Origin of the sequence: Pseudomonas sp. FP1762, assembly GCF_030687105.1 — a bacterium.
Taxonomy (GTDB): Bacteria; Pseudomonadota; Gammaproteobacteria; order Pseudomonadales; family Pseudomonadaceae; genus Aquipseudomonas; species Aquipseudomonas siliginis.
In genome coordinates this window covers 121398-145121 of sequence record NZ_CP117458.1, presented here as the reverse complement: position 1 = coordinate 145121, position 23724 = coordinate 121398, and the positions used below count along the sequence as shown (strand labels likewise).

The window sequence follows — 23724 nt, the reverse complement described above, 5'->3', positions numbered from 1 at the left end:
CGCGCAGTTGGCTATGCTGCTGACAGCATGACGCTGTTCATTTGTGAGGGATGCTCAATGTTTTACGTGCAACGCGATGCGCAAGGCCAGTTGATTCGCGTGGAAGCTGCGGCGTACGCCGAGGCCACGGAAACGCTGCCCGCCGATAACCATGAGATTCAGGCGTGGTACGCCAACGAAGCCGTGGAAAACAGCCTCAAACAGCTCAAGCAGAGCGACTTTGAAATGATTCGGGTACTCGACGACCTGATTCAGGTGCTGACCCAGAAAGGCGTGATCCGCGTCACTGACCTGCCAGCGGCGGCCCAGGCCAAACTGATGGACCGCACCCAGGCACGTGAAGCGTTGGGCGGGTTGAGCCAGTTGATCGATGAGGATGAGGGTGGGTTGATCTGATCCTCCCAGGATCCAAAGCTTACCCTCACCCCAGCCCTCTCCCTGAGGGAGAGGGGGCCGATCGAGGTGTCTTGCGCTATCCATCGACCTGAGAGATCGAGTCGATTTTGGATTCAGTGGAGCTCTTGCACGTCGGCGTATCTCGTAAATATCCCACGGTCAGTCCCCTCTCCCTCTGGGAGAGGGTTAGGGTGAGGGCGCTTATTGGCTCACCCCCAAGGCTTCGGCTCACCGAGCAACTGCCCCTGCACGCCATACAAGCCCATCTCGCGAATCACTGACAACTCCCCTTCAGTCTCGACCCGCTCGGCAATCAGCGGCAGATCGATGCTGTGCGCTGCACGTTGGATCGCTTCGATGAACAGGCGCTTGTCGCTCTCCTGATCGATCGCCCGAATGTAGCTGCCGTCGATCTTCAAGTACGCCAGACCCAACCGCGCCAGGTTGCCGATCATGCTGAAGCGCCCGCCGAAGCGTTGCAGGCTCAGCGAGAAACCGAGCTCGCGCAGGCGTCGGGTCAACTGCTCCAGCACCGCCTGTTCAGGCAACTGCTCCTCGCCAATTTCCAGAGTCAGACGCGCGCCGAGATTGGAATGCGCGCGCAGAATCTCGAAGACCTTGTTCAGCGCCTGCGGGTCGGCCAGCGTCGCCGAGGACAGGTTCAGCGCCAGCGAATCCTCGTGCCCTTTCATCTGATCAAGCACGCGTTCGAGCATCAGCCGATCGAGTCGCGCGGTCCAGCCGAAGCGCTCCAGCCACGGCAGAAAGCGCCCGGCGGGAATGGTCTGGCCCTGCTCGTCGAGCAAGCGCGACAGGACCTTGTAATGCAGCACCAGTTGCGTGTCCTGCGCGGCGACCACCGGTTGGAAATACAACTCGAAACGCTGCTGACTCAAAGCCTGATCCAGCAGTCGATGCCAAGCGTGATGGTCGTCACCGACCTCCGCCACCAGACTCTGATCGATGCACGCCCAATTCTGCTCGCCCTGCCCTTCGGCCTGCGCGAGTGCCTGATCGCCCAGTGTCAGCACCGCTTGCGGGGAGTCACCGTGGGCGAAGGGCGCCAGCCCGATCGAAGCCACCGCCGGCACATCGGTCGCGCCAGTGGCATGCAGGCTGCTCAATGCATTGTCGAGATTCTGCGCCAGTTGCAGCGCTTCCTCACGCACCAGCCCCGGCGCCAGCACGGCGAATTCACCGCCGCGAATACGCGTGACCAAGTCCTGGGTTTGTGGATATCTGGCGCACTCGCGGGTCAGTTGCTCACCGACAGCCTTGAGCAATTGGTCGGTACGCTGGCCGCCGAGACGCTGGTTGAGCCCGGCCAGATCCTTGACCCGCAACAGCAGCAAATAACCGGAACTGGCCTGCTCCGGGTTGCTCACGCGGTTGTTCAGTTGCATCTCGAAATAACGACGGTTGGCCAGGCCGGTGAGGTTGTCCTGATAGGACTCGGTACGCAGTTTTTCACTGCGCTCGGCCTGCTCCTGAAACAGCGTCTTGAGCTTCTCGACCATCTGATTCATCGCCTGCACCACGCGACGCAATTCAGGCGTGCGCGGCAGATCCGACAGGCTGAGAAACTCGCGGCGGGCAATCGCATGGGACTGCTGAACCATGTAATCGAGCGGCTTCAACTGCCGACGCAGCAACAGCGCGCCGAGCACCGCACTCAATGCACCGCAGATCAGCAACCAGCCAAGGCTGCCCAGTGCGCTCTGCCACAGCTTGGCCACGGCGAACATCGGATGGCTGACGACTTCGACCCGCGCCGCCTGCTCCCAGCCACGACTGACCAGTGCATCGCCACCAGCCGGCTCGAGGCCGATCAGTTTGACGAACCAGTCCGGCACATTGCTCACCGCCGGGGTACCGCTACGCTCGACAATGGTCTGGTCGGTCTTCACGTCGACCACGCGGATGCTCGCGTAATAACCGCTGTCGAAAATCGAACTGACCAACAGCTCGACCATCGCCGGGTCGTCGATATTCGGCGTCAGCGACAACGCCAGCGCCGTCGCCGCGTCCTGTGCGTGGGAGCGCAACTGGTTGACGTACTGGGTGCGCGAGCTCTCCAGGCTGACCATGAAGCTGCCGGTGAAGGCCACGACCAGGAACAGACAGATAGCGATCAACAGCTGTTTGAACAAAGACATCTGAGCGCGTGCTCCTAGTTAGTCGTCTCGACCGGGAAACCTTCGGCCTGCATTTTTTTCAGCACATCCTGCCAGCGCGACAGGCGTTTGGTGTCGCCGACCTTTTTATTGCCCTTGGCGCCTGGCAGATACAGACCTTCGGCATTGAAAGAGTAGACCGGCAGCAAATCGGTCCGCTGCGCAGCCGGCTGGATCGGATCGATCAGGCTGTCGAGCACCAGCGGCATGGCGTCGGGGGTCGCATAGTACGTCAACACCATGTGCGCGCGGTTCTGCCGCAGCGCCTTGACGTAGGTGATGCGCAGCTTGTCACTGGAAACGCCGAGATGGCGCAGGCTGAAATACTTGGCGATGGCATAGTCTTCACAGTCGCCGGCGCCCTTCCACAGCGCTTCGATCGGGGTTTCCCAGTAATCCACTTCGCGCCACAGATCGATGTCTTCGACGTAACGCACCTGCTTGTTGAAGAACAGGTTCACCACTTTGAGCTTGTCCATCTCACTGGCCTGCTTCTGCGTCGCCAGCAGATTCTGCCAGGCATCGATGCGCTGCTGCCCGGCGCCCAGTGGCCCATAAAGAGCACTGGCCTTGCGGCTGATCGCGGAAAAATCCCAATCGGCGTGCAGACCGCCCAGCATGACGCCGGCCAGCAGCAATGCGCAGCCAAGCCAGCGCAAGGTCCGAGGGATCGCGAAACGTACCGCCACTGCAGGTTTCCAGAAGGACAGAAAGGAAGCGTTTGATGGTGAAGCTTAGCCCGGCAAAAAACAATGGCACCGTGAGATCATCGAAGACCCGCTAGACTTGAGATTGCCGCGCAACGTTTTACAAGGTTTGACAACCTGTAGAGCAATCACTAGTGTCATTTGGATCCAAATATTGCGACCTACAGGGTGTGTTGTCGTGACTCAGAAGCCCAAACCGCTGCACAGCATCAAAGTCGAAGGACCGATTCCTGCGCATCTGGCCCGGTCGGTGATTGAAGAAACCCTGCGCTCGGCCATTCTCGATGGCCGCCTGCCCTGTGGCACTGCGCTGCGCCAGCAGGATCTGGCCGATCTGTTCGGGGTCAGCCGCATGCCGGTGCGCGAAGCCTTGCGTCAGCTCGAAGCGCAGGAGCTGCTCAGCGTCACCACGCACAAAGGCGCCGTGGTCGCTCCGCTGATCCAGGGCGATGCCGCTGAAACCTACGAGTTGCGCATTTTGCTCGAATCCGAGGCATTGCGGCAGTCCATTCCGCTGCTGACTGAGGCCGAGCATCAACTCGCCGCCGGCTACATCGAAGAACTGGAAGCGCAGCACGACTACAACGAGATCGGCCGCCTCAACCGTCTGTTCCACATGGCCCTGTACAGCAAGGCGCCCAATCAGCGACTGCTGCGCCTGGTGGAGGACGGTCTGAACGAAGAAGAACGTTTTCTGCGTTTCAATCTGGAAGCCATGGGCCTGGGCAAGCTGTCCCAGGATGACCATCGCGCCATGCTCCAGGCCGTGATCGAGCGGGACATCCCGCGCTCGCTCGAAATGCTGGAGCAGCACCTCAACCGTGGCGTCGAGGTCATCACCCGCTACCTCGCGACTCCCGCCGCGCAGAAGCGCCACACCGCACGCTGATATCTCGTACGTCGAATAATCCCCTTACAAATCTTCGCGACCGCTCTGCTGCCGGCTCTGGCAGCGGATCGGCGTGCCCGCTGGTGCCCGCCCCGACCCTGCCGACGCGTTTCTGCTGCCCGCCGATGACCAATCGGTAATAGCCGTGACGGCAATTTACCCGCACTCTTCCAGCGCCACCCCTACAGAACGGGGACGCGCCGCCCTGACGGCACAGTCCCCGCAACAGGAACCTACGGAAGGAGCCTTGTCACGGGAAACAGGAAGTCATGGCGCCGGTCCCGGCCAACTTTCGCCTCCTTTGAATTCATAAACTTCCCTTGTTTAAAAAGTTGCTTCGAGTGAGGCATTCACTCTTGTTATCGATTTTGGCCGTTATTAGCCGAAAGGAGTAACTACGCCCAAATAAAACTTGATCCGAAAGTTTTATCGGCCACTCTCATATTCAAAAAACAGCCAACTTAAAATAATTGAAAATAAACTTGTTAAATGCATTTGCCCTGTATTAGTTTTTCTCTCGCCAGGTTTGAACGTCGCCGTTCAGCGCGGCATACCTCACGTAACAACCGCAGCACCCGTGGCGCCGCAACGGCGCCACAGCGCAATCAATATTTGCCCGACCAACTTGCTATCCAACTTGCTCGACCGCTTACAGCGACTGAAAAGAACCGTGCACTTCAATCAATGATAAAGGACATCATGATGCCTACTAAGCAGCAACTCGCCCTGAAGAAAGCCGAACTGAGTATTCACCCGATCTTTTCCGAGATTACTTCGTTATCGGTATTACGCCGTTTCATGGAAACCCATGTATTTGCCGTATGGGACTTCATGTCGCTGACCAAGCGCCTGCAACAGGAACTGACCTGTACGCGTTTACCCTGGTTGCCGCCGCGCGATCCCCACGCCGCTCGGTTGATCAACGAGATCGTGCTGGGCGAGGAATCGGACGATCGCCTCGATGCCGGCCACTACAGCCACTTCGAGTTGTACCTGGATGCGATGCGCGAAATCGGCGCGAGCACCTCGGCGGTGGAGCGCTTCGTCGCGTTGCAGCGCGAAGGCGTGAGTTATGACGTCGCGTTGCAGAGCGTCGACGTCGACCCGGCGGCGGCGCAGTTTGTCCGCGATACCTTGCGCATTGCCCTGGAGGCGCCGGGACACAGCGTTGCCGCCGCGTTCCTGCATGGTCGCGAGAGCGTCATTCCGACAATGTTCCAGCGCATCCTCGATGACTGGGGCATCGGCATCGAACAGGCGCCGACCTTCCGCTACTACCTGCAACGGCATATCGAAGTCGATTCCGAAGACCATGGCCCCGCCGCCGAACAGTTGCTGGAGCGTCTGGTCGATGGCGATCCGCAGCGCGCAGCCGAGGTTTACGCCAGCGCCATCGCTGCCGTGGAAAGCCGCATCGCCTTGTGGGACGGGCTGCGCTTGAGCATGGGCGTGGAAGTTGCCGAGGTGGCCCAATGAACGCTGCCGACTATCAATCCTTCGCCGAGGCCTGGGAAAGCCGCGCGACCATCCGCACCCGTCCACGGCGGTTGCTCGAAGACGATCAGCGCTTGATCTATCCACTCAGCCGCCAGCCGCTGGTGCTCAGCGAAACCTTCCTGCGTGAATGCCCGCAACAACGTGATTTCGCCCTAGTGCAGACGTTGTACAAATTCATCAATGACGTAGTGATTTTCGAGACCGAAATCGTCGACAAGACCGCCCGCAGCATTGCCAAGAATCGCTTCGCCGTGGCGTTCCCGTTCGCCTGTCGTTACGACGCGATGACCGTGGTGGTCGATGAGGATTACCACGCGCTGGTGGCCATGGATTTCATGCAGCAAACGGTGGCACTGACCGGTATCGAACCGATTCCGTTGCCCGATGAAATCGAACTGAGCCGGGCGATTCCCGCCGCTGTTGCGCTGGCGCCGGAACACCTGCGCAGCGCGGTGGAATTGATCTGCGTGGCGATCGCCGAAAACACCGTGACCGGTGATGTCGCGGCGTTCGCCCGCGACGATTCGGTCAAGCCATCAATCAAGGGCCTGATGGCCGACCACTTGCTCGACGAGGGTCGCCACTCGAGTTTCTGGGCGCGCATGGTGCGCATCTATTGGCACACCGCCAGCGACGCGGATCGCGAAACCATCGCTCAGATTCTGCCGGTGTTCATCGGCCATTACCTGACCAATGATATCCAGAAATCCTTCGATTTGCGCCTGATCGATGCGCTGCCGGTCAGCGAAACCACGCGGTGCTCACTGCGCGAGGAAATCGCTGGATTCGCCTTCCCGATCAACCGCCACCACCCGTTGGTGGGCAACATCGTCAGGTTTTTCCACAACAGCTCGCTGCTCGCCACACCGTGCGTGCAGCACGCGCTGCGCGACTATCTGGTTTGAGGAGGCTGACATGAAACGTCTCGACATTTTGCTCACCGGCGCCAGCCAGGCCATGACCGATCTGGCCCGGGAGCTCGAACAGCATGGCCATGCTGTGACCCGCAGCGGCGTGGCTCAAACGGCGGTGGATCTGATCATCGACGATGGCTTTATCGCTGCCGGCGACTTCTGCGCGATCCCGCATCTGCACCTGCGCCTGGGTATCGCCGCGCAAGAGCATGGCGGCCTGCCGACCCTCGACTTGCTGTGCTTTCTCGGCTCGTCGCTGATCAGCCGTGTGCCGATTGGCGATGAGCCGTCCGGCAACGGTCAGTCGCTACGCCAACGAGCGCTTGCCCATGTGGTCGATGAGGTGGCGTTGCTGGTCAGCCGCTTTTCCCGCGATGCCGATTATTTCCGCCATGCTCCTGCGCTGATCGCGCCGGATTTCGAACGCCTGGAAGACCTGCTGTTCCTCGACAAACTGGCGTATGTCCACCGTCTCAATGACACGGCAAACCCGGCGCTGCTGGAGCAGGCGCAAATCCCGCTGATCGAGCGCCTGCAACAGAGCCTGATCGAGCATGCCGAACGACCGGCGCTGCATGTCGGCGGGAAGACCATCAGCTACGAGCAGCTGCACGCCCACAGCCGCGCGATTCAACAGCGCCTGCTGCCCTTGCTCGAGCAACATCCGCAGCCGTGGGTGGTCGGTGTCTGCCAAGGCAAAAGCCCGGCACTGTTCGCCTCGATTCTGGCGATTCTCGGCAGCGGCGCGGTGTACTTGCCGCTGGAGCCGAGCCATCCTTTGCCGCGCCAGCAATACATCCTGGAAAACGCGGGCGCGGTGCTGTTGCTTCACGATGGACAGCAGGCGCTCAGCGAATCGATAGCGGGGCTCGATGTCAGTGACATCGGGGCAATGGACGCCGCTCGTGATCGACCGCTGATGCAGCGCTGGCCCGAGCTCGAAGCGCCGTGCATGGCGCTTTATACCTCGGGTACCACCGGGCATCCGAAAGGCGTGCTGCTCAGCCAGGCCAATCTCGCCCACTTCACCGCGTGGTACGCCGACTACGTGCAGTTGCACGCCGAGAGTCGGGTGTTGCAGTTCTCATCGCTGAGCTTCGATTCATCGCTGATCGACATCTTCCCCAGCCTGCTCGCAGGGGCAGAACTGGTCGTGCCCGACGACACCCAGCGCCGCGATCCTTTGCAGCTGATTGCGCTGATTCGCCGACGACAACTGACCCACGCCTTCCTGCCGCCGGCGCTGTTGAGCATCCTGGCGCTGGAGCAACTGGAGGGCGTGCAGGTGATGACCGGCGGTGATGTCTGCGAGCCGTACGTCATCGAGCAACTGACCCGCCAAGGCACCCTGCACAACCTGTATGGCCCGACCGAAGCCACCGTGCTGATCACCGCGCGCCAGCTCAAACCGGGCGACAGCAACCGCACGCTGGGAGGGCCAATCGCCAACAGTCGGGTGCTGATTCTCGACGACGACCTGCAACCGGTGCCCGATCAAACCGTCGGTGAGCTGTTCATCGTCGGCCCCGGTGTCTGCCTCGGTTACCTGAACAATCCGCAACAGACCGCCGAGCGTTATCTGACCCTGTCGCTGCCCGGCGGCGAGACCTTGCGCGCCTACCGCAGCGGCGACATGGCCCAATGGGGCGAGCATGGTATCGAGCTGTGCGGGCGGCGCGACAATCAGGTGAAAATCCGTGGCTTCCGCGTCGAGCCGGAAGAGATCGAGCGCTGCCTGCGCGAGAGCCGCTTGTATCGGCAGATCGCCGTGGTCATCGACAGTCAGCGGCGGATTCTGGCGTTCCTCGCCCAGCCACAGACCGAGACTGCCCGCGATGAATTGAAGGCGCATGCCCGGCAATTTCTGCCGGACTACATGCAGCCGATGGCATGGACTGAACTGGCGCAGATGCCGTTCGCCAGCAACGGCAAAGTCGATCGCAACGCGCTGCTTGCATTGCCGGTGACGGTGCAGGACAGCGCTGCGAAATGCCTGCCGGCCAATGCTGACGAAGCGCTGCTGTTGGAGATCTGGGCCGAATTGCTGGAACTGCCGACCAGCGACATTTCCACCGACGAAAGCTTCTTCAATCTCGGCGGTCATTCGATTCTGCTGTCGCGGATGTTGCTGCGCTTGCGTGAGGAATTCGGCCGGAGCATTTCGATCAATCGCTTCATCGAACAGCCGACCATCAGCAAACTGGCGACGCTGGTGCGCGGCAGCGATGACAGCGCCGTGCTCAGCGCTCAGGCCATGGCCGACGCCGAGCGCGAGCTGGATATCGAACCGCTGCCGATCAGCCGCATGGGCGATGTGCACAAGGTCATCGTCACCGGTGCCAACAGTTTTGTCGGCGTGCACATCGTCGAAGCGCTGCTCGGTTGGGGCGCCAGCGAGGTCGCCTGTCTGGTACGTGATAGCGCCGGGCAAACGGCGACGCAACGCTTCGCTCAGGCACTGAGCGAAAACCGTCTGGAGCACCTCGATCTCAGCCGTGTGCGGGTTTACGCAGCTGATATCAGTCGCCCGCAACTGGGCCTGGGCGATGAGGATTATCAGCGCCTGGACCGCGAGTTCGGTGCGCTGGTACACAACGCCGCCAACGTCAACCACGTACTCGATTACGAGTCCCTGGCGGCGGACAACGTCGAGCCGATCTTCGCCCTGCTGAAGCTGTGCGAGGGGCGCAGTAAGAAGGTCTTCAACTTCGTCTCGACCCTGTCGGCATCCAGCACCGTGGATGATGCCGGTCGGGTGCTGGAACTGCCCGCCGCCGCGACGCCGCCGATCTACATTCGCAACGGCTACAACCTGTCGAAGTGGGTCGGCGAACGCATCCTTGAGCGGGCGCGCGAGCGGGGTGTACGGGTCAATCTGTATCGCCCCGGCAACATCAGCTTCAACAGCCTGAGCGGCGTCTGCCAGCCGCACAAGAACCGCTTGATGCTGATGCTCAAAGGCTCGATCCAGCTCGGTCAGGTGCCGGCCTTTGCGCTGAATTTCGACTTGATGCCGGTGGACTTTCTCGCCCGCTTCATCGCCTTCCATGCCAGCCGTTATTCAGCGGATCGCGCGGTGTTCAATCTGCACAATCCCGAGCCGCTGAGCTGGGATGCCTACGTCGCATCGTTCCGCGAAACCGGCAGCGAGTTTTCGCTGGTCAGCGTCGCCGACTGGCAGCAGCAACTGAACCGGGTCGACGCCGACAACGCGCTGTTCGGCGTGCTCGGTTTCTACCTCAACGGCTTTGAAGAAGACATCGGCGACATCTCGCTGATCGGCCACGCCAACGCCGAGGCCGGCGTGCAGCAGATGGGCGCGCACTACCCGCAGAAATCCCCGGCGCTGCTGCGTCGCGGCTGCGACTACCTGAAACAAATCAACTTCATCTGACTCATCCAAAAGGAGCAACACCATGAGCAATCTGCAACCCGACACACTGATCAAAAACCCGCAAGGCTGCCACGTTGTGTCGTCGGTGGAAGTGCCGGCGGACGCGGCACAAGTCTGGGCGGTCGTCGGCGATTTCGCCGGCTTCGATCGATTCATTCCGGCGCTGTCACACACCGAAATGACCGGCGAGGGCGTGTCTTCGCTGCGCAAGAAAATCTTCAAGGACGGCAACGTCGTGGTCGAACAACTCAACTCGCGCGATGAACAGGCACAGCGCATGACCTGGACGACGATTTACAACACCCTGGGGGTGGCGAATCTGTGGGCGGCAATGCAGGTGGAATCGCTGAGCGAAGGGAAGTCGCGAGCGACCTGGACGATCATTGCTGAACCAGCTTCCGGCGGAGAAGAGGCGTTGCCGGGATTCAGGGATTTCGTGCAGGGGTTTGCCGATGATGCGATGGGCAATGTCTTGAAGTTGTTTGTTTAAGGCATCGGTTTGGCGGTGATTGAACCGCCGCTTTCGCGAGCAGGCTCGCTCCCACATTTGGAATGCATTTTCCCTGTGGGAGCGAGCCTGCTCGCGAAGAACGATAACGCGGTCTGCGATCTGTGAATCAGATCTTGAAGCTGTCGACCAACTGCTTCAACCGGTTCGCCTGCTGCGACAACGCATCACAATCCTTCAACGTTTCGTTGAGGTTGGCCACGCTCTGCTGGTTCAACAGGTTTATCTGGTTGACGTCGACGTTGAGAGTTTCCACCACCGCAGTCTGCTCTTCAGTCGCAGCTGCCACCGACTGGTTCATACCGTCGATTTCGCCGATACGCTGAGTCACGCTGACCAGACGCAGACCGGCCTGATTCGCCACTTCCACGCTCTGCTCGCTTGACGCCTGGCTGGCGTTCATGGTGCTGACCGCCTCACGCGAGCCGACCTGCAGCGAGGTGATCATCTTGTGGATCTCTTCCGCCGATTCCTGGGTGCGATGCGCAAGGTTGCGCACCTCATCGGCGACCACGGCAAAACCGCGCCCGGCTTCACCGGCACGTGCGGCTTCGATGGCAGCATTGAGCGCCAGCAGGTTGGTCTGCTGCGAGATGCCTTTGATCACATCGAGAATGTGGCCAATGTTGTCGGTGCTGGCGTTCAGGGTTTCGATCTGTGTGCACGACAGGCTGATTTTCTGCGACAGCTCGGTCATCGCCTGAATGGTTTGCTCGACCACCTGACGACCGTCGTCAGCTTGCTCGCTGGCGCCACTGGCGTGCTGCGAAGCATCCGCCGCGTTGCGCGCGATCTCCTGAGTAGCGGCGCCCAGCTGATTGATCGCCGCCGCCACGCTGTTGGTGCGCGCACTTTGCTCGTCGGAACCGACGATCGAAGCGTTGGACGACGCCATCACCCGTTGCGACAAGTCGTGAACGTGACGAGTCGCCGACGACACTTCGGAAATCGAAGCGTGAATGCGCTCGACGAACTGGTTGAACGCGCTGCCCAGTTCACCGAACTCGTCTTTGCTCTCGACCACCAGACGCCGGGTCAGATCGCCCTCGCCCTGGGCAATGTCTTTCATCGCGCGGCCCATAGTGGTCAGCGGACGCATCAACACATTGATCAACAGGCTCAACAGCAACGCAATCGCCGCGACCGCGACAAACATCGCGATCAGCGCTGAGGTGCGGAATTGGCTGAGGGCGGCGTAGGCCTTATCGCGATCGATCGACAGACCGATGTACCACTGCGCATTCGGCAGATCGCTGACCGGGGTGAACGAGAGAATGCGCTCCTGACCGTTGAGCACGACATTCTGGTTGCCCTTCTCGATGCGCACGCTGGTATTCGGGTAAATGTCCTTGAGGTTTTTCATCACTTGGTCTTTGTCCGGGCTGACGATCACCTGACCGTCAGCACTGACCAGAAACGCATGGCCGAGGCCACCGAAGTCCACCGAGTTGATGATCTTCACCAGGGTTTCCAGGCTCAGGTCACCGCCGACCACACCGAGCAGTTCGCCGTCCTTCTTCACCGGCATGGCGATGGTCACCACCAAGCCGCCGACTGCCGCCATATACGGCGGCGTCAGCATGGTTTTGTCGGCGGCCACGGCCTGCTTGTACCAAGGCCGCTGACGCGGATCGTAACCGTCCGGCATCTTCGCATCGGGGCGCTGGGTGAAGACACCGTTGGCCTGGCCGACGTAAGTGAACTGGAAGTTCGACGTGAAGGCCGGCTGATCGACAAGACCCGGCAAGTCGGCATTCCTGCCTTGATGGGCAACGTTCTGCGCGAGGTTTTCCAGCACCAGAATCCGTCCGCTCATCCAGTTCTGCACGCTGCTGGCGGTGAGGTCACCGGCCTGCTGCACAGAGGACTGCAAATTCTGCCGAATGGTGTTTCGCTGCAAGTAATCGTTGTAGAGCGTGAACAACGCGAACGCCAGGACGACGACGCCCGAAGCGGCCAGGAGGATTTTATGGCTGAACTTGAGATTCATTTCATGGGACTTCTTATGCCAAAAGTGGGGATGCGTTTCCGGATGCAACATTCCATGTACGGCGCAGGCAGCGTTCTTCTGGCCGCTCTACTTTGGTGCACGCATTTCTCACCAGTCTGTCGGCCAGCGGCGGAGAAATCTTAGGGGCGCGTGAGAAATGGACGGGGTTTGTGCAGGATTCCCGCCGAACGGCGTGCCAGAGCAGCTGCGAGGGAATTTTTCGCATCGACATGGGGGCAGCAGTTGCAAAATCTGTAACCCTTGATGACAATGCGACTAATTATCATTTGTGACGTTCGGGCTGGCGTGGTCATGTCTTCACCTGAGTTGGTCGTACAGGCGCTTTACGGTAGTCATCACGGCTGGCTCAACGCTTGGCTGCGCGCGCGGCTGGGCAACGCAGCGGATGCGGCGGATCTGGCTCAGGACACTTTCCTGCGTCTGCTGCAACGTACCGAACGCCTCGAACTCAGAGCGCCCCGAGCTTTCCTGCGAACCATCGCGCGCGGTCTGGTGATCGATCATTGGCGCCGCGAGGAAATCGAGCGGGCCTATCTGGAGACCATTGCTCACTTGCCTGAAGGCGAAGTACCTGACGCCGAATCCCGCGCGTTGGTGCTGGAACTGCTGGAAAGCATTGCGCGTATGCTTGAGGGTTTGAAGCCGAAAGTGCGTCAGGCATTTCTCCTGGCGCAGTGCGAAGGGTTAACGCACAAACAGATCGCCGAGCAGTTGGGCGTGTCGGTACGTTCAGTGGAACGCTACGTCGCCGACGCGCTATATCACTGCTATGTGTTGCGGTATGAAAGCTGATGCCTGTGGATAACCTCTCACTCGCTCGCCGCGTCGAACCGCGCCAACAGGTGGTCAAGCAAGCGATTCACTGGCTACTGCGGCTGCGCAACAACCACGGCAATTCGCGGCTGACTCGCCAATGCGAGCAGTGGCGCGCCGAGCATCACGAACATGAAATCGCCTGGCAGCGGGTACAGTCGCTGCAAGCCGAATTGAGCTCCAGTCTGCGCGCCGTGCCGGGTGCGCAGGTCGCTTTCAATACCTTGGAAAACAGTGCGCAGGGGCTGGGCCGACGCCAGGCCTTGAAGTTGTTGTCGGGCGCGCTGTTGATGGGCTCCGCCGCGTGGCTGGCCAAGGACAGCGCCCCTTGGCAGCAATGGAGCGCCGACTACGCGACGGCGACCGGCGAACGGCGCGGTTTCCAGTTGCCCGACGGCACGCGGATCGAACTCAACACGGCCAGCGCCGTGGACCTGGATTACACCGCGCAGCAGCGCCTGATCAAACTGACCCGTGGCGAGATCATCGTTACCTGCGGCGGCTCTGACGAAGGCGCGGGATCCGATCGACCGCTGCGCGTACAGAATCGCCACGGGAGTTATGAACCGTTCGACGCGCGTTTCATTTTGCGTCAGGACGATCAGTGCACGCGGCTCAGCGTTACCCGCGGCCGAGTGTTGGTTCGCGCTGGCGGTCATTCCCTCGAAGCGCTCGCCGGGCAAAGTTTTCTGGTCAACCAAAGCGGTTTGCGCGCAGCGCCTACGCCGGATATGGATGCGGGCGCCTGGCTCGACGGTTTGATCGTCACGCGCAATATGCGCCTGGGTGATTTTCTTGCTGAAGTCGCCCGTTATCGCCCGGGGTTTCTGAGTTGCGCGGCGGATATCGCAGACTTGCGCCTCTCTGGGGTGTTCCGTCTGGAGGACACCGACAGGCTGCTGGCGGTCCTGCCGCAGACGCTGCCGGTGCAATTGCGTTATCGCACCCGTTGGTGGGTGACTCTGGAGCGTGCGGTCTGAACATTTTTTGGCGGGTTTTCGCAGGCAGTCCGGCTTAGTCAGTAAGCACTTCAACTCAGCCCCCGCGACTGCCTACGGAAATCCACAATGACTGTCCGCGCCACTTGTAAGAACCCTCTGAATTTCACTGCAGAATCGACACTGCTGCGCCATGCGGTTCGGGCCGCACTGCTGACCACCGCGCTGGGCGTCAGCGTGTTACCGAGCCTGAGTCTGGCCGCCAACACCGGCACCGAGATCAGCCACCGCTACAACATTGCTGCCGGGCCATTGGGCGAGGCGTTGAATCAGTTTGCCCGGCAGGCCGGTATCACCCTGGCGATGACACCGCAACAGACTCAAGGTCAGCAATCACCCGGCGTGCAGGGTGAATATTCGACCGACCAGGCCTTGAGCCATTTGCTCGGCAGCTCAGGGTTGGAAGCCGTCAGCCAGGACGGCAGCAGCTACATTCTGCGCCCACTCGCTGAAAGCGAAGCTCTGGCCTTGCCGACCACTGATATCAAAGGTTTTGCCCTCGGCAACGCGCTGGGCAGCATGGCCGGCTACAACGCCACGCACAGCCAGATCGCCACCAAGACCAGTACCGCATTGCTGGAAACCTCGCAAAGCGTATCGGTGGTCACGCGCGAGCAAATGGATGACCAAGGCTCGCAGACCGTCTCGCAAGCGATGCGCTACGCCCCGGGCGTGCTGACCAACCCGTATGGCGCTACGCACCGTTACGACTACGTGGCGATGCGCGGTTTCAACGACGGCTCGGTGGACAACATCTACCTCGACGGCCTCAAGTCGATGGGCGACAGCGGCACCTACAGCACCATGCAGGTCGATCCGTATTTCCTTAAGCGTGTGGACATTCTCAAAGGCCCGTCGTCCGTGCTGTACGGCCGCAGTTCGCCCGGAGGCCTGGTCGCATTGACCAGCAAAAAGCCGTTGTATGAGGCCTACCATCAGGTGCAAGCCACGGTGGGGACGCAAGGCCAGCGTGGGGTTGGTTTTGACTTCAGCGGTCCGGTCGATGACGACAAGCGCATTGCCTATCGTCTGACCGGACTAAGCGATCAGTCCGACACGCAATTCGACCATAACAAGGAAAAACGCTTCGCCCTTGCGCCGACGCTGAGCGTCGATTTCAGCGAAGACACCTCGCTGACTCTGCAAGCCTATCTGCAGCACGATCCGGACGGCGGCTATCACGGCGGCGTTCCGGCGGACGGCACAATCCATCAGCACAATGGCGAGCGCATCTCACCGCGCTTCTTCGAGGGCGAGCCGGGGATCGATGGCTACTCCCGTGACCAGCAGTCGTTTGGCTATCAGTTCGAACATCGCTTCAACGATGTCTTCACGGCGCGGCAGAATTTCCGTTATCTCGATTCCAAAGTGAACATGGATCAGGTCTACGCCTATGGCTGGACCACTCCGACCAGCAATGAACTGAACCGTTATTACACCGGCGGTGATGAGCGCCTGCATGCGTTTATCGTCGACAACATGCTGCAGGCCGAATTCTTCACCGGCGCGACCAAGCACACAGTCCTGATGGGCGCGGATTATCAACGGCGCAAAACCGTGGTCGACTGGACCAGTGGTGGACTGGCGCCGATCAATGCGTTCAATCCGGTATACGGCAACTCGGCGATCGAAATGTATGGCGACACCAGCTATCTGCGTCGCCTCGAACAGACCGGTGTGTACCTGCAAGACCTGATCGAGATGGACAAGTGGCGCTTCTCGCTGGGCCTGCGTCAGGACTGGGTCGAGACATCCGATGAAAACCGCATCGCCGAAGCGGGGCGTCCGGTTGGTACAGAGATCAATGATCGGCGCACGAAACTCACTGGGCGTGCCGGCGCTTTATATCTGTTTGATAACGGTCTGGCGCCATACATCAGCTACTCCGAGTCGTTTAACCCGAACTCCTATGCCGACAGCGCCGGTAATCCACTCGCCCCTACCGATGGCACACAGTGGGAAGTCGGTTTGAAGTATCAGCCGCCGGGCACCGATAACCTGTTCACCGCCTCGCTGTTCCGCATCGACCAGGAAAATCTCGCGACCAAACTGCCGCAGGAAAACTTCTATCGCGCGGTCGGTGCCGTACGCTCGCAAGGTCTGGAGCTGGAAGCGCACATGCAACTGACCGATAACTTGAAAGTGCTCGGCAGTTACACCTTCACCGACATCGAATATTCCAAATCGATGATCAGCACCTTGAGCACGCCGACCGATGTCATCGAGAACAAGGGCAACTCGCCGACTCAAGCGCCGCGCCACATGGCCTCGCTATGGGCTGACTACAAATTCGACAGCGCCGCACTTGATGGTCTTCGCCTGGGTGGTGGGGTGCGCTATGTCGGCTACAGCTGGGCCGATGCGGAGAACACAATGAAGGTGCCGTCTTACACGCTGTTCGATGCCTCGATTGGTTATGACTTGGGCAAGGTCGGCTTGAAAGGAGTGGATGTACGGCTCAATGCGAACAACCTGACCAATGAATCCTATGTCGCGTCCTGCGCCAGTCTGAACTTCTGCTACATGGGCGAAGAACGCAACGTAGCGGCGACCGTCAGCTATCAGTTCTAAAGCCGTGTCCTGTGCATAAAAAAGCCAGCCCCTGATATCAGGGGCTGGCTTTGTCGTTTCTTCGGGGGTGTTCTGTATGCGTGCGTTTCTGGTTTTATTGCATCGATATATCGGCCTGGCCATTGCGGTGTTTCTATTGCTGGCGGGCCTTACAGGCAGTGTGCTGGCGTTCAATCATGAACTGGATGAATGGCTGAATCCGCAATTCTATAAAGCGACGTCAGTGGGTGAGCGCCTGCCGCCCGGCGCGTTGGTAGAGGCGGTGCAAACTGCACATCCGAAACTGCAAGTCTGGTACATGGAGTATCCGCAGGAGGCGGGGCATACGGCGCTGCTGGCGGCCGTTCCGCGTAAAGATCCGGCGACGGGCCAGCCGTTCGATGAGCGCAATCAGGTGTTCTATCTGGACCCGATCAGCGCGGAGCAAAAAGGCGCGCGCTACTGGGGTGAATGCTGTTTTCAGCGGGAGAACTTCATCCCGTTCATTCTGGAGTTTCACTACAACCTGACATTGCCGGGTAACTGGGGATTGCTGTTGATGGGTGGGGTGGCGATCGCGTGGGTGATCGACTGCTTTGTCGCATTGTTCCTGACCTTGCCGCGCGGCAAGCCCTTCTGGAAGAAGTGGGCGACTGCTTGGAAGGTCAAAGGCGGGCATGCCTACCGCTTGAACTTCGACCTGCATCGCGCCGGAGGATTGTGGTTGTGGCTGCTGCTGTTACCGATCGCCGTCAGCAGCGTAGCAATGAACTTGCCGAGCCAAGTGTTCAAGCCTGCGGTTTCTTTGTTTTCGCCCATCGAGCCGAGCGTTTATGAAGCCAGAGGACGAATGCCCGCCAATCAACTGGGGACGACACAGTTGAGCTATCAACAGGCGTACGAAAGGGCATTGCAGGAAGGGGAACGATTAGGACTGACGGCCGCGATCGGCGAGTTGTATTACAGCTTTGAGTACAACTTCTACGGCGCAGGATTTGGACAGCACGATACGGACGCTCACGGTAAATCCTGGTTGTTCTTTCACGGTACCGATGGCCGATTATTGGGACAGGAGGTCGCGGGACAGGGCACGCTTGGAGAGCAGTTCTATCGACTCCAGTTGCCCATACATGGGGGACGGATCATCGGGGTGACAGGGCAGGTAATGATCGCGGTACTGGGTGTGTTGATTGCGGGGTTGTCAGGGACGGGCGTTTATATCTGGTGGCGCAAGTGGCGGGCAAGACGCAGCAGCAAGACTCGCAGAACGGCATGATCTTTCGTACACGCTTAAATGACAAAACCCCTGTCTGCGTTAGCAGACAGGGGTTTCGGAATTCAATCTTGACGATGACCTACTCTCACATGGGGAAACCCCACACTACCATCGGCGATACATCGTTTCACTGCTGAGTTCGGGATGGGATCAGGTGGTTCCAATGTTCTATGGTCGTCAAGAAATTCTTTATCTGGCCCGTCAACACGGTAACAAACCAGCAAAAACAGGAACTTCTACTAAAACAAAACCCCAACTGCTTTCGCAATTGGGGTTTCGGAATTTAATCTTGACGATGACCTACTCTCACATGGGGAAACCCCACACTACCATCGGCGATGCATCGTTTCACTGCTGAGTTCGGGATGGGATCAGGTGGTTCCAACGCTCTATGGTCGTCAAGAAATTCGGGTACTGACTCGGGACCGGATGGCCTCGCTTCAGCAAATTGGGTATGTGACAGCTAGGTGTTTGTGAATTTCGAACTTTCGGTTCGTTTCGTCTTCACACACCGCAATCTGGCGCCTTTTCAGGTCAGCAAATTGCTTGGGTGTTATATGGTCAAGCCTCACGGGCAATTAGTATTGGTTAGCTCAACGCCTCACAGCGCTTACACACCCAACCTATCAACGTCGTAGTCTTCGACGGCCCTTCAGGGAACTCAAGGTTCCAGTGAGATCTCATCTTGAGGCAAGTTTCCCGCTTAGATGCTTTCAGCGGTTATCTTTCCCGAACATAGCTACCCGGCAATGCCACTGGCGTGACAACCGGAACACCAGAGGTTCGTCCACTCCGGTCCTCTCGTACTAGGAGCAGCCCCTCTCAAATCTCAAACGTCCACGGCAGATAGGGACCGAACTGTCTCACGACGTTCTAAACCCAGCTCGCGTACCACTTTAAATGGCGAACAGCCATACCCTTGGGACCGGCTTCAGCCCCAGGATGTGATGAGCCGACATCGAGGTGCCAAACACCGCCGTCGATATGAACTCTTGGGCGGTATCAGCCTGTTATCCCCGGAGTACCTTTTATCCGTTGAGCGATGGCCCTTCCATACAGAACCACCGGATCACTAAGACCTACTTTCGTACCTGCTCGACGTGTCTGTCTCGCAGTCAAGCGCGCTTTTGCCTTTATACTCTACGACCGATTTCCGACCGGTCTGAGCGCACCTTCGTACTCCTCCGTTACTCTTTAGGAGGAGACCGCCCCAGTCAAACTACCCACCATACACTGTCCTCGATCCGGATAACGGACCTGAGTTAGAACCTCAAAGTTGCCAGGGTGGTATTTCAAGGATGGCTCCACGCGAACTGGCGTCCACGCTTCAAAGCCTCCCACCTATCCTACACAAGCAAATTCAAAGTCCAGTGCAAAGCTATAGTAAAGGTTCACGGGGTCTTTCCGTCTAGCCGCGGATACACTGCATCTTCACAGCGATTTCAATTTCACTGAGTCTCGGGTGGAGACAGCGCCGCCATCGTTACGCCATTCGTGCAGGTCGGAACTTACCCGACAAGGAATTTCGCTACCTTAGGACCGTTATAGTTACGGCCGCCGTTTACCGGGGCTTCGATCAAGAGCTTCGCGTTAGCTAACCCCATCAATTAACCTTCCGGCACCGGGCAGGCGTCACACCCTATACGTCCACTTTCGTGTTTGCAGAGTGCTGTGTTTTTAATAAACAGTCGCAGCGGCCTGGTATCTTCGACCGGCATGAGCTTACGGAGCAAGTCCTTCACCCTCACCGGCGCACCTTCTCCCGAAGTTACGGTGCCATTTTGCCTAGTTCCTTCACCCGAGTTCTCTCAAGCGCCTTGGTATTCTCTACCCAACCACCTGTGTCGGTTTGGGGTACGGTTCCTGGTTACCTGAAGCTTAGAAGCTTTTCTTGGAAGCATGGCATCAACCACTTCGTGTTCTAAAAGAACACTCGTCATCAGCTCTCGGCCTTAAGATCCCGGATTTACCTAAGATCTCAGCCTACCACCTTAAACTTGGACAACCAACGCCAAGCTGGCCTAGCCTTCTCCGTCCCTCCATCGCAATAACCAGAAGTACAGGAATATTAACCTGTTTTCCATCGACTACGCTTTTCAGCCTCGCCTTAGGGACCGACTAACCCTGCGTCGATTAACGTTGCGCAGGAAACCTTGGTCTTTCGGCGTGGGTGTTTTTCACACCCATTGTCGTTACTCATGTCAGCATTCGCACTTCTGATACCTCCAGCAAGCTTCTCAACTCACCTTCACAGGCTTACAGAACGCTCCTCTACCGCATCATCCGAAGATGATACCCGTAGCTTCGGTGTATGGTTTGAGCCCCGTTACATCTTCCGCGCAGGCCGACTCGACTAGTGAGCTATTACGCTTTCTTTAAAGGGTGGCTGCTTCTAAGCCAACCTCCTAGCTGTCTAAGCCTTCCCACATCGTTTCCCACTTAACCATAACTTTGGGACCTTAGCTGACGGTCTGGGTTGTTTCCCTTTTCACGACGGACGTTAGCACCCGCCGTGTGTCTCCCATGCTCGGCACTTGTAGGTATTCGGAGTTTGCATCGGTTTGGTAAGTCGGGATGACCCCCTAGCCGAAACAGTGCTCTACCCCCTACAGTGATACATGAGGCGCTACCTAAATAGCTTTCGAGGAGAACCAGCTATCTCCGAGCTTGATTAGCCTTTCACTCCGATCCACAGGTCATCCGCTAACTTTTCAACGGTAGTCGGTTCGGTCCTCCAGTCAGTGTTACCTAACCTTCAACCTGCCCATGGATAGATCGCCCGGTTTCGGGTCTATTCCCAGCGACTAGACGCCCTATTAAGACTCGCTTTCGCTACGCCTCCCCTATTCGGTTAAGCTCGCCACTGAAAATAAGTCGCTGACCCATTATACAAAAGGTACGCAGTCACAGAACAAAGTCTGCTCCCACTGCTTGTACGCATACGGTTTCAGGATCTATTTCACTCCCCTCTCCGGGGTTCTTTTCGCCTTTCCCTCACGGTACTAGTTCACTATCGGTCAGTCAGTAGTATTTAGCCTTGGAGGATGGTCCCCCCATATTCAGACAAAGTTTCTCGTGCTCCGTCCTACTCGATTTCATGACTAAGAGATTTTCGCGTACAGGGCTATCACCCACTATGGCCGCACTTTCCAGAGCGTTCCGCTAATCTCAAAGCCACTTAAGGGCTAGTCCCCGTTCGCTCGCCACTACTAAGGGAATCTCGGTTGATTTCTTTTCCTCAGGGTACTTAGATGTTTCAGTTCCCCTGGTTCGCCTCTTGCACCTATGTATTCAGTACAAGATAACCATCTTATGATGGCTGGGTTCCCCCATTCAGACATCTCCGGATCAAAGTCTGTTTGCCGACTCCCCGAAGCTTTTCGCAGGCTACCACGTCTTTCATCGCCTCTGACTGCCAAGGCATCCACCGTATGCGCTTCTTCACTTGACCATATAACCCCAAGCAATCTGGTTATACTGTGAAGACGACATTCGCCGAAAATTCGAATTTCTCAACTAAGAGAACTCACAAATTTTACCTTAGCCTGATCCGTTACCAGTGAAAGTAACGTTCAGTCTATCTTTCTATCACATACCCAAATTTTTAAAGAACGATCTAGTCAAAGACTAGAAATCAACATTCATCACCAAACCGGTGGAATGCTCATTTCTAAGCTTTCAAACTTCAGAAGCAGTAGTGGTGGAGCCAAGCGGGATCGAACCGCTGACCTCCTGCGTGCAAGGCAGGCGCTCTCCCAGCTGAGCTATGGCCCCGTATTTCTACAGGCGTTTCCCACACAAAATTGGTGGGTCTGGGCAGATTCGAACTGCCGACCTCACCCTTATCAGGGGTGCGCTCTAACCAACTGAGCTACAGACCCAATTTCGGGCTGCTTCTATCGTCTTCTTCAATGAATCAAGCAATTCGTGTGGGAGCTCATGCAGCAGCTGATGTCGTCGATTAAGGAGGTGATCCAGCCGCAGGTTCCCCTACGGCTACCTTGTTACGACTTCACCCCAGTCATGAATCACACCGTGGTAACCGTCCCCCCGAAGGTTAGACTAGCTACTTCTGGTGCAACCCACTCCCATGGTGTGACGGGCGGTGTGTACAAGGCCCGGGAACGTATTCACCGCGACATTCTGATTCGCGATTACTAGCGATTCCGACTTCACGCAGTCGAGTTGCAGACTGCGATCCGGACTACGATCGGTTTTATGGGATTAGCTCCACCTCGCGGCTTGGCAACCCTTTGTACCGACCATTGTAGCACGTGTGTAGCCCAGGCCGTAAGGGCCATGATGACTTGACGTCATCCCCACCTTCCTCCGGTTTGTCACCGGCAGTCTCCTTAGAGTGCCCACCATTACGTGCTGGTAACTAAGGACAAGGGTTGCGCTCGTTACGGGACTTAACCCAACATCTCACGACACGAGCTGACGACAGCCATGCAGCACCTGTCTCAATGTTCCCGAAGGCACCAATCCATCTCTGGAAAGTTCATTGGATGTCAAGGCCTGGTAAGGTTCTTCGCGTTGCTTCGAATTAAACCACATGCTCCACCGCTTGTGCGGGCCCCCGTCAATTCATTTGAGTTTTAACCTTGCGGCCGTACTCCCCAGGCGGTCAACTTAATGCGTTAGCTGCGCCACTAAGAGCTCAAGGCTCCCAACGGCTAGTTGACATCGTTTACGGCGTGGACTACCAGGGTATCTAATCCTGTTTGCTCCCCACGCTTTCGCACCTCAGTGTCAGTATCAGTCCAGGTGGTCGCCTTCGCCACTGGTGTTCCTTCCTATATCTACGCATTTCACCGCTACACAGGAAATTCCACCACCCTCTACCATACTCTAGCTTGCCAGTTTTGGATGCAGTTCCCAGGTTGAGCCCGGGGATTTCACATCCAACTTAACAAACCACCTACGCGCGCTTTACGCCCAGTAATTCCGATTAACGCTTGCACCCTCTGTATTACCGCGGCTGCTGGCACAGAGTTAGCCGGTGCTTATTCTGTCGGTAACGTCAAAATTGCAGAGTATTAATCTACAACCCTTCCTCCCAACTTAAAGTGCTTTACAATCCGAAGACCTTCTTCACACACGCGGCATGGCTGGATCAGGCTTTCGCCCATTGTCCAATATTCCCCACTGCTGCCTCCCGTAGGAGTCTGGACCGTGTCTCAGTTCCAGTGTGACTGATCATCCTCTCAGACCAGTTACGGATCGTCGCCTTGGTGAGCCATTACCTCACCAACTAGCTAATCCGACCTAGGCTCATCTGATAGCGCAAGGCCCGAAGGTCCCCTGCTTCTCCCGTAGGACGTATGCGGTATTAGCGTTCCTTTCGAAACGTTGTCCCCCACTACCAGGCAGATTCCTAGGCATTACTCACCCGTCCGCCGCTGAATCCAGGAGCAAGCTCCTCTCATCCGCTCGACTTGCATGTGTTAGGCCTGCCGCCAGCGTTCAATCTGAGCCATGATCAAACTCTTCAGTTCAAACATCTTTGGGTTTTTAAGAAACCCTAAACTTGGCTCAGCAATCGTTGGTTACATCTTTGATTTCTCGCGGAGTAACTTGTGATGCTGATAATCTTG

The 23724-nt window shown here is 58.0% G+C and carries 13 protein-coding genes, 2 tRNA genes, 4 rRNA genes and 1 pseudogene; 10 read left to right on the top strand and 10 right to left on the bottom strand.

What is annotated here, in order from left to right; genetic code table 11:
• The first annotated feature begins 57 nt into the window (after window positions 1-57).
• Window positions 58-396 carry a hypothetical protein gene (locus tag PSH90_RS00670; protein ID WP_016772279.1) on the top strand — a complete coding sequence of 113 codons (339 nt, stop codon included), beginning with the start codon at window positions 58-60 and terminating at the stop codon, window positions 394-396.
• A gap of 209 nt (window positions 397-605) precedes the next feature.
• Here the strand turns inward: PSH90_RS00670 and lapD are convergent, their stop codons facing one another.
• Window positions 606-2552 (bottom strand): cyclic di-GMP receptor LapD, encoded by a 1947-nt coding sequence (lapD, locus tag PSH90_RS00665; protein ID WP_305381933.1) that lies wholly within the window; start codon window positions 2550-2552, stop codon window positions 606-608.
• 14 nt (window positions 2553-2566) lie between these two features.
• Complete coding sequence (gene lapG / locus PSH90_RS00660) at window positions 2567-3259, bottom strand: cysteine protease LapG (RefSeq protein WP_256811911.1); 693 nt, start codon at window positions 3257-3259, stop codon at window positions 2567-2569.
• Between the two features lie 196 nt (window positions 3260-3455).
• On the opposite strand from lapG, the gene PSH90_RS00655 reads away from it, so the two are divergent.
• The 5 genes from PSH90_RS00655 (at window position 3456) to PSH90_RS00635 (ending at window position 10461) form a co-directional block, all read left to right on the top strand.
• On the top strand, window positions 3456-4166 hold the full coding sequence (locus PSH90_RS00655) for a GntR family transcriptional regulator (RefSeq protein ID WP_056786898.1): 711 nt from the start codon (window positions 3456-3458) through the stop codon (window positions 4164-4166).
• A 699-nt stretch (window positions 4167-4865) separates the two neighbouring features.
• Window positions 4866-5642, top strand: coding sequence for a DUF3050 domain-containing protein (locus PSH90_RS00650; RefSeq protein ID WP_236169884.1), 777 nt, complete (start codon window positions 4866-4868; stop codon window positions 5640-5642).
• Window positions 5639-6568, top strand: a complete 930-nt coding sequence (locus tag PSH90_RS00645; protein WP_252877209.1) for a diiron oxygenase — start codon at window positions 5639-5641, stop codon at window positions 6566-6568. The genes PSH90_RS00650 and PSH90_RS00645 overlap by 4 nt, the downstream gene beginning before the upstream one ends.
• A gap of 10 nt (window positions 6569-6578) precedes the next feature.
• Window positions 6579-9971 carry a non-ribosomal peptide synthetase gene (locus PSH90_RS00640; RefSeq protein WP_305381932.1) on the top strand — a complete coding sequence of 1131 codons (3393 nt, stop codon included), beginning with the start codon at window positions 6579-6581 and terminating at the stop codon, window positions 9969-9971.
• Between the two features lie 22 nt (window positions 9972-9993).
• Window positions 9994-10461, top strand: a complete 468-nt coding sequence (locus PSH90_RS00635; RefSeq protein ID WP_056786888.1) for an SRPBCC family protein — start codon at window positions 9994-9996, stop codon at window positions 10459-10461.
• Window positions 10462-10588: 127 nt separating this feature from the next.
• Here the strand turns inward: PSH90_RS00635 and PSH90_RS27400 are convergent, their stop codons facing one another.
• A complete protein-coding gene (locus PSH90_RS27400; protein WP_370593577.1) occupies window positions 10589-11374 on the bottom strand; it encodes a methyl-accepting chemotaxis protein in 786 nt (261 codons plus the stop codon).
• Between the two features lie 117 nt (window positions 11375-11491).
• Window positions 11492-12469, bottom strand: a pseudogene (locus tag PSH90_RS27395) (cache domain-containing protein); the annotation flags it as partial.
• Window positions 12470-12781: 312 nt separating this feature from the next.
• Here PSH90_RS27395 and PSH90_RS00625 point away from each other — a divergent pair.
• From PSH90_RS00625 to PSH90_RS00610, 4 genes are all read left to right on the top strand, one after another.
• Window positions 12782-13282, top strand: coding sequence for a sigma-70 family RNA polymerase sigma factor (locus tag PSH90_RS00625; RefSeq protein WP_071173994.1), 501 nt, complete (start codon window positions 12782-12784; stop codon window positions 13280-13282).
• Window positions 13282-14283 carry a FecR domain-containing protein gene (locus PSH90_RS00620; RefSeq protein WP_305381931.1) on the top strand — a complete coding sequence of 334 codons (1002 nt, stop codon included), beginning with the start codon at window positions 13282-13284 and terminating at the stop codon, window positions 14281-14283. Before PSH90_RS00625 ends, PSH90_RS00620 begins: the two co-directional genes overlap by 1 nt.
• 87 nt (window positions 14284-14370) lie before the next feature.
• A complete protein-coding gene (locus PSH90_RS00615) occupies window positions 14371-16872 on the top strand; it encodes a TonB-dependent siderophore receptor (RefSeq protein WP_305381929.1) in 2502 nt (833 codons plus the stop codon).
• A gap of 76 nt (window positions 16873-16948) precedes the next feature.
• Window positions 16949-18127: a PepSY domain-containing protein gene (locus PSH90_RS00610; RefSeq protein WP_095181160.1), complete on the top strand. Its 1179-nt coding sequence runs from the start codon at window positions 16949-16951 to the stop codon at window positions 18125-18127.
• Between the two features lie 66 nt (window positions 18128-18193).
• Here PSH90_RS00610 and rrf (PSH90_RS00605) read toward each other — a convergent pair.
• From rrf (PSH90_RS00605) to PSH90_RS00580, 6 genes are all read right to left on the bottom strand, one after another.
• A 5S ribosomal RNA gene (rrf, locus tag PSH90_RS00605) occupies window positions 18194-18309 on the bottom strand.
• A gap of 105 nt (window positions 18310-18414) precedes the next feature.
• Window positions 18415-18530, bottom strand: a 5S ribosomal RNA gene (gene rrf, locus PSH90_RS00600).
• A gap of 154 nt (window positions 18531-18684) precedes the next feature.
• Window positions 18685-21578, bottom strand: a 23S ribosomal RNA gene (locus PSH90_RS00595).
• Between the two features lie 247 nt (window positions 21579-21825).
• Window positions 21826-21901 (bottom strand) — tRNA-Ala (locus PSH90_RS00590).
• Between the two features lie 30 nt (window positions 21902-21931).
• Window positions 21932-22008, bottom strand: a tRNA-Ile gene (locus PSH90_RS00585).
• Window positions 22009-22089: 81 nt separating this feature from the next.
• A 16S ribosomal RNA gene (locus PSH90_RS00580) occupies window positions 22090-23625 on the bottom strand.
• Together the 16S, 23S and 5S rRNA genes with 2 tRNA genes alongside form the textbook arrangement of a ribosomal RNA operon.
• Window positions 23626-23724 lie beyond the last annotated feature (99 nt).

Bases quoted from the DNA above. Each gene is read 5' to 3' on its own strand.
- PSH90_RS00640 (WP_305381932.1), top strand. From the start codon at position 6,579: ATGAAACGTCTCGACATTTTGCTCACCGGCGCCAGCCAGGCCATGACC.
- PSH90_RS00635 (WP_056786888.1), top strand. From the start codon at position 9,994: ATGAGCAATCTGCAACCCGACACACTGATCAAAAACCCGCAAGGCTGC.
- PSH90_RS00610 (WP_095181160.1), top strand. From the start codon at position 16,949: ATGCGTGCGTTTCTGGTTTTATTGCATCGATATATCGGCCTGGCCATT.
- lapD (WP_305381933.1), bottom strand. From the start codon at position 2,552: ATGTCTTTGTTCAAACAGCTGTTGATCGCTATCTGTCTGTTCCTGGTC.
- PSH90_RS00615 (WP_305381929.1), top strand. From the start codon at position 14,371: ATGACTGTCCGCGCCACTTGTAAGAACCCTCTGAATTTCACTGCAGAA.
- PSH90_RS00670 (WP_016772279.1), top strand. From the start codon at position 58: ATGTTTTACGTGCAACGCGATGCGCAAGGCCAGTTGATTCGCGTGGAA.
- PSH90_RS00620 (WP_305381931.1), top strand. From the start codon at position 13,282: ATGCCTGTGGATAACCTCTCACTCGCTCGCCGCGTCGAACCGCGCCAA.
- PSH90_RS00645 (WP_252877209.1), top strand. From the start codon at position 5,639: ATGAACGCTGCCGACTATCAATCCTTCGCCGAGGCCTGGGAAAGCCGC.
- PSH90_RS00625 (WP_071173994.1), top strand. From the start codon at position 12,782: ATGTCTTCACCTGAGTTGGTCGTACAGGCGCTTTACGGTAGTCATCAC.
- PSH90_RS00650 (WP_236169884.1), top strand. From the start codon at position 4,866: ATGATGCCTACTAAGCAGCAACTCGCCCTGAAGAAAGCCGAACTGAGT.
- PSH90_RS27400 (WP_370593577.1), bottom strand. From the start codon at position 11,374: ATGGCGTCGTCCAACGCTTCGATCGTCGGTTCCGACGAGCAAAGTGCG.